This is a genomic window from Streptomyces sp. NPDC044061 (genome assembly GCF_056434305.1).
The window spans coordinates 35,508-48,023 of sequence record NZ_JBWKFL010000017.1 but is presented as its reverse complement, the minus strand read 5'-3'; the positions used below and the strand labels follow the sequence as shown (position 1 = coordinate 48,023).

The following is a 12,516-nucleotide window of genomic DNA, read 5'->3' as shown; positions in this document are numbered from 1 at the left end:
AGAGCTGGGGCTTTACCGTCGGGTTGCCTTGCGGGTGAGGGGATCTGGTGGAGGTGTGTGCGGGGGTGACTTCCCTCCCGTTCCTGCGGGGTTGATCCGTTCGCGACAAGTCGGCACGCTCCGAGGCGCACCGGCGTTCGCCGCCGGCGGCATCCCCCAATTCACCCCCCACACAACGAGGAGACCCCTCTTGACGACGCAGCACAAACGCATCGGGAAGGCCAGGCTCGCCACCGCGATCGTCTCGGCCGCGACCGTCGTCGGCATCGCCGCGGTCGTATCGCCCGTCGCGCACGCCGAACGCCCCGCCGAGGGAACGGTCTACGGACTGCACGCCCAGGGCGCGGTCTCCGGCAGCTACATCGTCCTGCTGGACCACGACGCGTCCCGCGCGCAGAAGACCGAGCTGGCGACGCAGTACGGCGGCAAGCTCGGCCGGACCTACGGATCGGCGGTCGACGGGTTCTCGGCGACGAGCCTGACCGAGACGGAAGCCAAGCGCCTGGCCGCCGACCCGGCGGTCGCCACCGTGGTGCAGAACAAGAAGTTCCACATCGACGCCACCCAGGACAACCCGCCTTCGTGGGGACTCGACCGCATCGACCAGTCCGACACGGCCGGTGACCACAAGTACACGTACCCGGACAAGGCCGGGGAGGGTGTGACCGCGTACGTCATCGACACCGGGGTACGCATAAGCCACAAGGACTTCCAGGGCCGTGCAAGCTACGGCTTCGACGCGGTCGACAAGGACGACAAGGCCGACGACGGCAACGGCCACGGCACACACGTGGCGGGAACCATCGCCGGTGCCGCGCACGGGGTCGCCAAGAAGGCCAAGATCGTCGCCGTGAGAGTCCTGGACGACAACGGTTCCGGTACCACGGAGCAGGTCGTGGCCGGCATCGACTGGGTGACCAAGAACCACAAGGGTCCCTCCGTCGCCAACATGAGCCTGGGCGGCGGCGCCGACCCCGCTCTCGACGAGGCGGTGAGCAAGGCCGTCGCCTCGGGCGTCACCTTCGCGGTCGCCGCCGGCAACGAATCGGCCGACGCCAAGAACAGCTCACCGGCGCGAGTGCCCGAGGCCATCACCGTCGCCTCCAGCACCGACAAGGACGCCCAGTCCGACTTCTCCAACTTCGGCTCCGTCGTCGACCTGTACGCACCGGGCTCGGACATCACCTCGGACTGGAACGACAGCGACCAGGGGACCAAGACGATCTCCGGTACCTCCATGGCCACACCCCATGTCACGGGAGCCGCCGCCGTCTACCTCGCCGGGCATCCGGACGCCACGCCGGCCCAGGTCGCCTCGGCCCTGACCGGTGCGGCGACCGCCGACAGGCTCACCGACGTCGGCAGCGGCACGCCCAACAAGCTGCTGAAGGTGACCGAGTAGCACCCACCTGACCGCGCAGGACCGAGAGACAACAGCGGCCCGGCGACGCCGTCTGCTCACCGCAGCGGGCGGCCGCCGGGCCGCTGCCGTCAGGCGGCGCGGCCGGGCAGGTCGAAGTAGTGGCCCTTGTCCAGGTCTGCGAGGAGGCCGGGTTGGGTCGGCTCCCAGTGCAGCAGTTGACGGGTCAGGGTGTTCGAGGCCGGGGCGTCGATACCGAGGAAGGCGGCCAGCCAGGTGAAGTGCTCGGGCGCGGCCTCCGGCGCCACGGACCTCACCGGCACGTCGAGGTGACGGCCGATCACCTCGGCGATCTCACTGAGGGAGATGCCCTCTTCGGCGACGCCGTGCAGCACCGACCCGGCGGGAGCCTTCTCCACCGCCAGGCGGAACAGCCGTGCGGCGTCGAGACGGTGCACGGCCGGCCAGCGGTTGGTGCCGTCGCCGATGTATCCGGATACACCCTTGTCGCGTGCGAGGGCGACCAGCGTCGCCATGAAGCCCTGGTCTCCTTCACCGTGGCAGGTCGGGGAGAGCCGTACCACGGACGAGCGCACGCCGCGGGCGGCGAGTGCGAGCACCGCCTGTGCGGTGGTGGCCCGGATGGAGATCGGTGAGTCGTCGGTCGTCGGAGTGTCCCGCTCGGTCGCCACCCGCCCGAGCACGAGGCCCGCCAGGCCGGAGGCGAGGACGAAGGGGCGGTCGGTGCCGACGAGCGCCTCGCCGATGGTGTCGACGGCGCGGCGGTCGGCTTCGGCGGCGCCCTGGAAATCACCGGTGAAGGCGATGTCGTGCTTGAAGGCGAGATGGATCACCCCGTCCGAGGCGGCGGCCGCGTTCCGCAGTACGTCGAGGTCGTCGAGGGTGCCGTGCACGACGTCCGCCCCGGCGGTGGTGAGCGCCGCGGCGGAGGCGTCGGAGCGGGCGAGCCCGACCACCTGGTGTCCGGCGTCGATGAGCTCGGGAACGACGGCGGAGCCGATCCAGCCGGACGCACCGGTCACGAAGATACGCATGGGGGACCCCAAACTGTTGATGTCAGTCACTGACATCAACGCTAGCACCTGATGTCAGTCGCTGTCATCGCGTAGGATCTGCGCATGGGTAGATGGCAGCCGAACGCGCGCGAGCGCCTCGCGAAGGCGGCGTTGGAGCTCTACAGCGAGCGCGGGTTCGAGCAGACCACCGTGGCGGAGATCGCCAAACGGGCCGGCCTCACCGAGCGGACCTTCTTCCGGCACTACGCGGACAAGCGCGAGGTACTGTTCGCCGGCGCCGGCGAGCTGGAGGAGCTGCTCGTGCGGGCGGTCGCCGGCGCGCCGGAGCCCGCGGCGCCGATCGACGTCCTGGCAGTCGGCCTGGACGCGGTCTGCGACGTGTTCGCCGACCGGCGCGAACACGCGCGCAGACGACAGAGCGTGATCATGGCGAACGCGGAACTCCGTGAGCGCGAGCTGATCAAGCTCGCCTCGATGTCGGCCGCGCTCGCCGGCGCCCTGCGCGAACGCGGGGTCGCGGAGCCGGCCGCGAGCCTGACCGCGGAGGCGGGCGTCGCCGTCTTCAAGGTCGGCTTCGAACGCTGGGTCGCGGCGGGCGAGGACCGCGAGATGTCCCGGCTGGTGCGGGAATCCCTGGACGAACTCAAGACGGTGGCCGCGGGAGGCTAGACGCACCTCGGGTCCCCGTGGCGGAGCCGGACCGGCGGTCGGCCGGGCGTGGGGCTCGCGCGGAGCGCGAAGTCCCAGGCGGTGGAGGGTTCCTACGTCCCTCCACGCAGGGCCTGGGACTTCTCCGGAGGATCCGGCACGGAGCGGACGGCACTTCTCCGTCGCGCGGCGCCGCCTACACGGCCATGGCCTCCTGCAGCCACCGGGAGACGCGGTAGGGCAGCCACCAGACCAGGTCGTCCGCTCGCAGCACGAGGTGTTCGGCGGTCAGCTCCTCCACGATGTCCGCGGAGACGTCCGCGCTGTGGACGCCTCGGTCGAGCCGGGCGAGGGCCGCGGGGTAGCGGGGGTCGTCGGCGGTGAACCGGCGCAGATCGCCCCAGCGCCGGTCGCGGATCTGGAGGAAGCCCGGGCCCCGACGCCAGATCAGTTTGCAGAGGTAGTGGCGGGTTCGCCAGGCGTGCAGGGCGGTGTCGGCTTCGGTGAGGCCGGTGAGGGTGCGGGGCGGGTGCAGATGGGACAGCACCTTCCAGAGGTGGTCGGCCCGGTCCGGCGGCAGGCGCAGGTCCCAGTCGACCTGTACGGCGCGTGCCGTCAGGTCGCGGACCAGGCAGAGCCGGTCGATCGCCGCGCGGGCGGCGGCCGGTCCGGGCGTGGCGAGGTCCACGGGGGCGTCGAGTTCGGCGCGTCGCGCGCCCATGGTCCACAGCCGTTCGGCGTCGCCCGCGTCCGCGCCGAGCGGGACGCGGCCCAGGGCCATGCCCGGCAGCTCCCGGGCCTGTGTGTCGTGGTCGCGCCAGGCCTCGACGGCCGGGCTCGGTGTGCTGGGTGGCATGGTCGGTCCTTGTCGGTGGCCGGAGTCGGATCGGCGGGACGGCGGGCTCAGGGGAGCGCGGGAGCGGGTGCGGTGTGGGCCGTCGTGAGAGCCTCCCCGGACGGTTCGGCCGCGGGGCGGGCGTGCACGTGGCGCATGTAGTCCAGGCGCAGGAGGTCCTGGTTGACCGAGGCCGGGGCGATGTGGACGAACTGGCCCGCGTCGGTGAAGGTCACGCCCAGCGCCGTCCATTCGTCCAGCAGGGCCCGCACGTCCTCGGGAGTGCGGCCGGCGAAGGCGGGGGCGGAGGTCGCCTTGCGGTGCAGGGCCGTGGGGGAGTGCGGCTGGTCCAGCAGCCGGAACACCGCGACGGCGAACGGGTCGGTCAGGCGTACGGTCCCCCAGTCGAAGGCGCGCCTCCGGCTGACCAGGACGATCTCGTCCTCCAGGTCGGTGTGGGTGAGCCTGGCGTCGGTGTGGTGCTTCTTCCATCCGGCGATGGCGTCGTTCAGCCGGGTCACCGTGTCCTTGCCGATGCCGCGTTCGGGTGCCTGGAAGACGTAGGCCAGGTCGTGCAGCTCCTCCTCGGGCAGGTCGTAGGTGAACAGGTAGTGCTCCTCGGGGCGCAGCCCCGTGAAACCCAGTTCCGGCCGGTTGAAGTAGGGGCTGAAGCGTTCGATGGCGATCCGGGCGGACAGGTCGACCGGCGGGTTCAGGTGCTCCAGCGCGGGCAGTTGGCGGATCACGGGGTCGTAGTCCTCGGCGGTCTCACCGGGGAAGCCGTGCAGGTAGTTCCAGGACACGGACAGTCCCGTCTCGGCCGCGTCCCGGAGCATGCGCACGTTCTGGCAGCCGCCGACACCCTTGTCCATGAGGTCGAGCACCCTGCTGTTGAGGCTCTCGATGCCGGGCTGGACGTAGATGAGCCCGGCGTCGGCGAGGACCTGGAGTTGCGGGCGGCGCATGTTGGCCTTGATCTCGATGTGCATGCGCAGGTCGTAGCCGCTGTCGATGATCCGGGGCAGCACGGTGGACAGGTAGCGCATGTCGAGGATGTTGTCCACGACGTACATGTCGAGGACGCGATGACGCTCCGCCAGCTCCATGATCTCCTGGTAGAAGATGTCGGGGCTCTTGCTGCGGAACTGCATGAACGAGCCGTTCAGCCCGCAGAACGTGCAGTGGTGCTTCTCGCCCCACCAGCAGCCGCGGGCTCCCTCGACCACCAGCTTCGGCTCCACCCAGTTGCGCGCGACGGACCCGGCGAGGCGTTCGAAGTAGCCGCTGTAGTCCGGGGGCAGGATCGCCGCCGGGGGCAGTGGACCGGTGGGCATCGGATTGGCGGTGGAGGCGATGCCGTCGGCGCGGTGGCACAGCCCCGGGATGCCGGCGAAGGCGGTGGCCTCCGCTCCGTCCCGCACTGCCTCGAGCAGGCGCGGGAAGGCGTCCTCGCCCTCGCCGCGCACCACGAAGTCGACGAAGGGGAAGTTGCGGTGGACGGCCGCGCCCTGCTCGGCGTCGCAGTTGGCGCCGCCCATGACCGTCACGACGTGCGGGGCGAGCCGTTTGATGTGCCGGGCCACGGCCAGGGCGGCGGTGTTCTGCTGGAACGTGGACGTCAGCCCCACGACGTCGGGCGCGAGGTCGGCCACCCGCCGTGCGATCTCCTCGACGAACTCGGGCACGATCTCGTGCAGTCGACGGGTCATGCGCATCCGGGCCGAACGCAGCTTGCCGGTCATCACCTCGGTGAACTCGGCGTCCTTCCAGGCCGGGTCGTCGTACAGGGCGCTGGAGAACACCCAGTCGCCGCAGCCGAGGAAGTAGGAGGACAGCGCGTAGTACTCGTAGTCCTCCGCGGCGAACTCGGTGCGCCGGGTGATCCAGTCGGTGAATTCCAGGTTGGCGTGCAGCACCTCGCACGTCGCGCCCGCAACGCGCTCGTCGACACTGCGTTTGAGGATGCCGAGGGCCAGCGAGGGCAGGTCGATGGGCGACCAGGGCATGTTGAGCAGGAGAACGCGCACGGTCGGCTCCTTGGGGAACGGCGTGGGAGAAGGGCGGAGGAGCGGGGAGGGGGGGGGGGGGGGGGGGGGGGGGGGGGGGGGGGGGGGGGGGGGGGGGTGGGGGTGTGGGGGGGGCGCGGGGGGGAGAAGGGGGGCCCCCCCCCCCCCCCCCCCCCTCGCGCCCCCCCCGGGCCTGGGTTCACTCCTCGTCGTCGCCGCCCTCGTCGGCGTTGCGGAACGGGATCGTGATCGTGATGCCGATGCCCGGCCTGCGGTTCTCCTCGTCGCCCGCGAGCGGGTCGTTGTGGATGATGTCCTTCTGCACGGTGTTCCTCCTTCTGTGAGTGGGGTGTCGCTGTGCACGCCCGGTCCCGCTGTTGCCTCAGCGGGACCGGGGTCCTCCCGCGGGCGCGGGGGGACGTTCGGGGGCGCGGAGCGCCGGGTCGGGCAACCGGTCGCGCAGGAAGCGCAAGGAACGGCGCAGCACGGCGACGTGCGTCGCGCCGTCGTAGCCGTCGTGCCCGGTGTCGAGCCACATGGCCTCGTGCGGTACGTCCGCGGCAGCCAGCGCGGCGAGGTAGGTACGGATCTGCCCGGGCGGGCATTTGGCGTCGTGGGCCGCGCCGACCACCAGCAGTGGTGCGGTGACCGCGGCCGCGTAGGTGAGGGGCGAACTGCTGGCGTAACGTTCCGGCACCTCGTCCGGGCCGCCGCCGAACAGCCGGACGTCCAGGGCCCGCAGCGCCGGTGTGGTGGTGCGGTGGGCGCCGACCCAGTCGGCGACCGGTTTGACGGCGATCCCGGCCTGCCACAGCCCGGGCCGGGAGCCGAGGGCGAGCAGCACCAGATAGGCGCCCCAGGAAACGCCCCACAGCGCGCTCGCGTCACCCGCGATCAGACCCCGGGCGACGAGGTCGGCGCGGACCGCGGTCAGGTCCGCCACCTGGGTGTGGCCGACCCCGGCGGGGAACGCGCGCCGCCAGTGCGGCCCGTATCCGGTGGAGCCGCGGTAGTTGACGCGGACGGCCGCGTAGCCGGAGGCCACCAGCGAGTGCACGGTGGCGTCGTAGGCGTCCCGGTCGTGGTCGGCCGGTCCGCCGTGGATCAGGAACACCGCGGGCGGCGGCGCGGCTCCGGCCGGTTCCGGCAGGCTCAGCAGGGTGTGCACGCGGGCCGAGTCGGTGGGCGTCCACAGGTCGCTGTGCCGGCCGGGCACGACGGCCGAGGGCCCCGGCGGGGGCAGGGCCATGCCGTCGGTGGCGTGCAGGACGGGTGGATGGGCGGTGTCGGTCCACAGGTAGTCCACCGCCCCGCCGGGCCGGGGTGCCGCGTCCAGTACGCTCCCGGCGGGCGTGGGCACGACACCGAGCCGCGCCCGGTCGAGGTCCAGGCGGTGCAGCAGGGAGCGGCCGTAGCGGTCCTGACGCACCAGCACCTCACGCGTGTCCGGGTACCAGCGGGCGCTGATCTCCGTGTCGAAGGTGAACCGGCCATGGGTGCGCAGTCCCCGCCTCGGAGTCCAGGTGGCCAGGGCGTAGCGGTCTCCGAGGTCGCGCACCAGCAGCAACTCGCGCTGTCCGGCCCGGGGCGAGAAGCCCTGGCACCACAGTCCGGTGCCGGGCCGCCCCGGGCCGGGCAGGGTGGCGACGGTCCTGCCGTCGGGCGTGACCACCGTGACGGCGGCCGAGTCCTCCGCCGACGACGCCAGGGCGATCAGCGTGCCGTCCGGGGCGATGCCACCCAGCCGGCACGGTCCGGAGGCACGCAGCACCTCGCGCGGGGCGCTGCCGCGCCGCCCCACCAGCACCACGGTCTCCCGCCCGTCGTCGACGGCCGCGGCGACCGTCCCTCCCGGGGTCACGGCCAGTCCGCGCGGTCGCCCGGCCGGCGCACCGGGCAGGCCCGGCAGCCGTGGACCGCCGTCGAAATGCCGGAACCACCAGCGGCCGCTCTCCGTCGCGTCCTCCTCGAACCACCACACATGGCCGTCGGCGTCGATCGCGCGATGGACCGTACCCCCGGGGCTGTCCGTGACCTGAAGGGCCCGGCGGGATCCGGCGTCCCACGTGAAGACCTCACAACGGCCGCCGGAGTCGGCGGTGAACACCATGCGGCGCGGGTCCGCCGGGCACACGTCGGGGAGGGCGGCGACGAACACCTGGTAGGGACTGGTCATGGCCGGCTCCCCGGGGGCGGACCGGATGGGCCGGCGTGCTGCTCGTGCCCGCCCGCCGGTACGACGGGCCGCAGGGCGGTACGGGCCGTGCGCTGCGTGTGGACCGCGAGCGGAGCCAGGACGACGCCGCAGATCAGGGCCGGGACCCGGGGACCGCCCCAGGTCACCAGGGCGGCCGCGAGGGCGGGCGCGACGGCGGCGGTCACGGCGGTGGCGGACCCGAGTACGGCCCCGGTCCGCGACTGCAGGTCCTCGGGCACGGCGAGCACGGCCGCCCCGCCCAGGACGACGGTGACCACCGGCAGCACCAGGCACAGCGCGGAGAAGCACACCCCCCACAACCACGCGCCGCCGGCCCCCGACAGCGCGGCACAGGGCAGGAGCAGCAGCCAGGTCGCCGCCGTCAGCGACCGGCCCGCGCCGAGCCGGCGCACCACCGGCGTTGCCACCAGCGAACCGGCCAGCCCCGCCGCGCCGGAGGCCGCGAGCACCACGCCGATGGCGGTGCTGCCCGCGTCGGGGCCGAGCACGAACACCGCGGTGTAGAACAGCAGGGCCAGCACCCCGCTCGCGACCGACGACCACAGCAGAACCAGCCGCAGCACGGGGGAGTGGACCACCGCGAGGAGGCCCGCCCGCCACGGCGCGCCCGCCTTGCCGCCGGCGGCAGTCGATGCGGCACGGGACGTGTCCGTCGACGCCGGGGGAACGACCGGAGAGTCGAGGGGGGTGCGGATGGCCCGCACCCCGAGGGCGGCCGCGGCATAGGAGACCGCGTCGACGGCGAACGGCAGGAAACGGCTCAGCCCGAACAGGACGCCGCCCAGCGCCGGTCCCACCACCAGCGCCGTCTGATCGCCCGCCTGGACGCCGGCCACGGCACGCGGCAGGTCGTCGGGCGCCGCCAGCCGGTACAGCGCCCCGCGCGCCGCCGTCTCGTACGTCGTCGCGCACAGACGCTCGGTGAAGGCCAGACCCAGCAGGATCCACAGGGGCGGGTGCCGCAGGCAGGCGACGGCGAGGCCGCCCATCGCCACGGCTGCCACCACCGCCGCACCGGTCATGAGGCCGCGCCGGTGCCCCCGGTCGGACGGTACGGCCACGAGCGGGCCGAGGAGCACACCGGTGAGGGCGGCGGCACTGGCGAACAGGCCCGCCGTTCCGGGGCCGTGGCCCAGGTCCAGGAGCAGGAGCGGGAACACCAGCCCGGAGGCCTGGCTGCCGAGTCCGTCGACGGCGTTGACCCACCACAGGACGGCGACGTCGCGTCGGCTGCCCGTACGGGTCCCGGCAGCCGGCGAGAGGGGAGTGGCGGCCGGCGCGGACAGCTCGCCGTCGGCACGCCGCGGTAACCGAGATGCCTCGATGCCCCCCACCCCCCTTGGACGTGCTGACGGTCCCCCCGTGGGAGATCGCCGAAGTGCGCATGCGCACGCGACCGCCGGACCGAAGATTCCGGCCGTCATGTGTGGAAAATGTGTACGACGTGCGAAAGCGAGCCGGAGCCTAATCACCCCGGCGCGGCGGGAACAAGGGCCCTGAAGCTTCCCTGCGCCCGTTCGCGGCGCCGGATTTGGCCGACACTCGACTGCCCGGACACGGCAGCCGAGGCCCCGCGTGCCATGTCCCGCCCGGCGCTCCCGGTGGCCCCGCGAGGCAGCCCGTTGCTTCGCGATCGCGTACCGGGGAGACGGCCGTGGCGGCTCCCGTGGACCTCGGGCAAGGGCCGCACCGGTGGAGGCCGCGAGCCTTCACCGGCCCGGACGCACGGCCGTCGGCCTCGGGAACCCGGCGCGCGTACGGGCGTTGCGCCGCGAAAGGGGGGCGTTCCCTGCCGGGGGCACGTGCCCCCGAGTCCGCTCCGCGACGCTCCACGGATCCGCGCGGTGCGGTCGTTCGGTGACGGTCCGGCGCGGGCGCGCCACATTGGCCGACAACGTCCCCCATCGGAATCCAAACAGCAATCAAGCATTCCGCCTCGGACACCGCGGGCGCGGCTCATGAAGCTGAGCCGACCCGCGCGCCGGGCCCCCTCGGTGTGCGGCAGCCTGCCCGGCCGGCGCTGAACGGTGAGGAGTGGGCAGGTTCAGCGCCCCAGCAGCAGCCCTGTCCCCACGACGTCGGCGTGGACGCCGTCCTTCGTCACTGTCACGCCTCGCAGGCGCAGGGCGCCCGAAGGTGGTTTCGGAAGCTGGAAGGAGAAGGAGAAACGGTCGGCGATCTGCGGGCGGGTGAGCTTGGTCAGGGCGGTGAGGAGGGAGAGGTCGAGGCCGAGCCGCTCGAGCAGCCGCGGGTGGGCGAGCGCCGCGTCCACGAGGTTCACGCGGGTCAGGTCGTGCAGGAAGCGCGGCGCGCCGGTGAGCCGGTGGAGCTTGTCCTCGTCGCGCAGGGCCGCACGCACCGCGCTGTCGGGGACGCCCAGGCGGTGCACGATCTCCGGGACGGCCAGCAGGGCCTTGATCTTCTCCGCCTCCCGGGTGAGCCGGCGCGCCGAGGCACGGGTCAGGTGGAGACCTTCGCCGCGCCCGGTGCCGGGCCGGTACGTCGCGAGGTCACCGATGTCGAGCCGTATGCCGTCGACGGAGGTGGCGATGCCGTTGCGCCCCTCGCGCCGGATGCGGGCGTCGGCCCGTACGCGCAGGTCGTGCCCCGCGACGCGCAGGGCACCGGCGGCGCGCACGCGGCCGGGTCCGCGGGCGGTGAAGGCCACCTGTGAGGCGCCGAGTTCGCGGTTCAGATCGGCGAAGGACAGCAGGACCCTGCCGTGTATCCGCTGGACGAGTGCGCCGCGCACGTCGGTGGGTCCGTCGCCGTCGACGCGTATCCCGTGGGCGGTGGCGGTGACCTCGGTGAGGGTCACCCGGTGGGCCGGGATGCCGGGGACGGTGACCCGGACCGAGTCCAGGCGCCGTGCGGCCAGTTGGGTGAGAAAGGGGAAGCCGCCGATCCGTACCTCGGGGGTCGCCGTGAGGTGCAGCTGGTCCTTGAGCCGTTCGGCGGCCTTGTGCTCGGCGTAGAGCAGCGCCCAGCGGTCGGCGAGGGTCACGAGGCAGGCGAGGGTGAGTGCCCACGCGAGGACTCTGATCATGGTGGGCAGGCCGGTGGCGCGGTTGCGGCGGCGGCTGCCGCGCCGGTGGTTGGGCGGGGTCCAGGGCTCCTCTTCGTCCCGGGGCGCCGGAGTGTCGTCCTCGGTGAGCAAGTCGTCGAGCGGATTGTCCGCCAGTGCGGCGAGTTCGTCGTACGGATTGGGGCGGGATGGAACGCCCTCGGCGGGAGGCCCGTCCGACTGGGCAGGCTGATGCGTCTGTATGTGGGGGGTACGCATCGGCAGATTTGATCATATAAGCCTACCCGGCCTGCAAGTCCTCACTGAAGTAAGGCGCGAAATCGACCACTTCGCGGCCGACGTGCGGTGCCCGCGGCTCACGGTTGTTGCTCACTTTCAGGTGGCACCCGCCGTGCACCCAGGCGGGGAATGGCGTGATGGTGCGTCAAATACGTACTTCACAACATAGATGCACGATGCAGGCGAGTGTCATCGATATGTTCGCAACACGTAACACAAGTCGTGTATGTCCAGTTTCGCAGCTTCGAGGCTGGAAGGTGTGCGTGTGCGGCCGTCCGGCCGCTCAACCTCCGCACCCCGGCCCACGGCCCGTTCCGTGACGCCGGGCGTGCCCGCACCCTGCAAGGGGGACCCAGTGTCCGCTTCCGATTCCGTGCGCTCGCTCCGTCTGACGGCGGCAGCCGCCGTGGCGGCCGTCGCCGTGGGCGCGGTCGCGCTGCCGGCCGCCGCCGCGGACCGTCCCAGCGCGTACCCGGACCGCGCCAAGGTGGTCATCGGTGACGTGCAGTACGGCATCCACGGCCGCTACGAGCGGTCCAACCATTCCCTCAACCGGGAATGGGTGGAGATCACCAACAACGGCCGTCGCGACGTGAACCTGACCGGCTGGACGCTGTCCGACCGGGACGGCAACACCTACACCTTCCGCCACTACTGGCTGGACGGCCGCTCGACCGTCCGCGTCCACACGGGATTCGGCCGCGACAGCAAGACCGATCTCTACCAGGACCGCCGCCGCTCCGTGTGGGACAGGAACGACGACACCGCCACCCTGCGCAACGACCACGGGCGCTTCATCGACGCCATCTCCTGGGGCGACGACCACCGCCACTACCGCGGCGACGACCGCGACTACCACCACTACCGCGGCGACGACCGCGACTACCCGGGCCACGACCGCCACTACCGCGGCGGCCACGGCCGCTGACTCCCCCGGGCGTGCCGGCCGGCCCCGCGGCGGTGCACGATCACCGGAACCGCGGCGCGTCGCTCCTGAGGAGCGGCGCGCCGGGCGGTCAGACAGGCGGACGACAGGTGGCCCAGGGGGGGGGGGGGAGTCAGGGGTCGTCCAGACAGGCCGCGAGACACAAACTCCGCAGGTCGTCCA

The 12,516-nt window shown here is 72.6% G+C and carries 10 protein-coding genes; 3 read left to right on the top strand and 7 right to left on the bottom strand.

The features are described from left to right. The first annotated feature begins 190 nt into the window (after positions 1–190). Complete coding sequence (locus tag AC07CM_RS26990) at positions 191–1,402, top strand: S8 family peptidase (protein ID WP_478879016.1); 1,212 nt, start codon at positions 191–193, stop codon at positions 1,400–1,402. A gap of 89 nt (positions 1,403–1,491) precedes the next feature. Here the strand turns inward: AC07CM_RS26990 and AC07CM_RS26985 are convergent, their stop codons facing one another. Then, entirely contained in the window at positions 1,492–2,415 is a 924-nt protein-coding gene (locus AC07CM_RS26985) for an SDR family oxidoreductase (RefSeq protein WP_478879015.1), read from the bottom strand. An 84-nt stretch (positions 2,416–2,499) separates the two neighbouring features. On the opposite strand from AC07CM_RS26985, the gene AC07CM_RS26980 reads away from it, so the two are divergent. Then, positions 2,500–3,066 carry a TetR/AcrR family transcriptional regulator gene (locus AC07CM_RS26980; RefSeq protein ID WP_478879014.1) on the top strand — a complete coding sequence of 189 codons (567 nt, stop codon included), beginning with the start codon at positions 2,500–2,502 and terminating at the stop codon, positions 3,064–3,066. Positions 3,067–3,241: 175 nt separating this feature from the next. Here AC07CM_RS26980 and AC07CM_RS26975 read toward each other — a convergent pair whose 3' ends face one another. The 6 genes from AC07CM_RS26975 to AC07CM_RS26950 form a co-directional block, all read right to left on the bottom strand. Then, positions 3,242–3,901 carry a DUF5825 family protein gene (locus AC07CM_RS26975; protein ID WP_478879013.1) on the bottom strand — a complete coding sequence of 220 codons (660 nt, stop codon included), beginning with the start codon at positions 3,899–3,901 and terminating at the stop codon, positions 3,242–3,244. A 47-nt stretch (positions 3,902–3,948) separates the two neighbouring features. Beyond that, positions 3,949–5,907 carry a RiPP maturation radical SAM C-methyltransferase gene (locus tag AC07CM_RS26970; RefSeq protein ID WP_478879012.1) on the bottom strand — a complete coding sequence of 653 codons (1,959 nt, stop codon included), beginning with the start codon at positions 5,905–5,907 and terminating at the stop codon, positions 3,949–3,951. 178 nt (positions 5,908–6,085) lie between these two features. After that, the gene (locus tag AC07CM_RS26965) at positions 6,086–6,211 is read right to left on the bottom strand and encodes a hypothetical protein (RefSeq protein WP_328557511.1); all 126 of its coding nucleotides are present in this window, start codon (positions 6,209–6,211) and stop codon (positions 6,086–6,088) included. A gap of 57 nt (positions 6,212–6,268) precedes the next feature. After that, a complete protein-coding gene (locus AC07CM_RS26960) occupies positions 6,269–8,062 on the bottom strand; it encodes a S9 family peptidase (protein WP_478879011.1) in 1,794 nt (597 codons plus the stop codon). Further along, entirely contained in the window at positions 8,059–9,438 is a 1,380-nt protein-coding gene (locus tag AC07CM_RS26955; RefSeq protein WP_478879010.1) for an MFS transporter, read from the bottom strand. Before AC07CM_RS26955 ends, AC07CM_RS26960 begins: the two co-directional genes overlap by 4 nt. A 710-nt stretch (positions 9,439–10,148) precedes the next feature. Beyond that, on the bottom strand, positions 10,149–11,387 hold the full coding sequence (locus AC07CM_RS26950; protein WP_478879009.1) for an LmeA family phospholipid-binding protein: 1,239 nt from the start codon (positions 11,385–11,387) through the stop codon (positions 10,149–10,151). 376 nt (positions 11,388–11,763) lie between these two features. Here AC07CM_RS26950 and AC07CM_RS26945 point away from each other — a divergent pair, with 376 nt between their 5' ends. Next, a complete protein-coding gene (locus tag AC07CM_RS26945; protein WP_478879008.1) occupies positions 11,764–12,336 on the top strand; it encodes a lamin tail domain-containing protein in 573 nt (190 codons plus the stop codon). Positions 12,337–12,516: the final 180 nt, after the last annotated feature.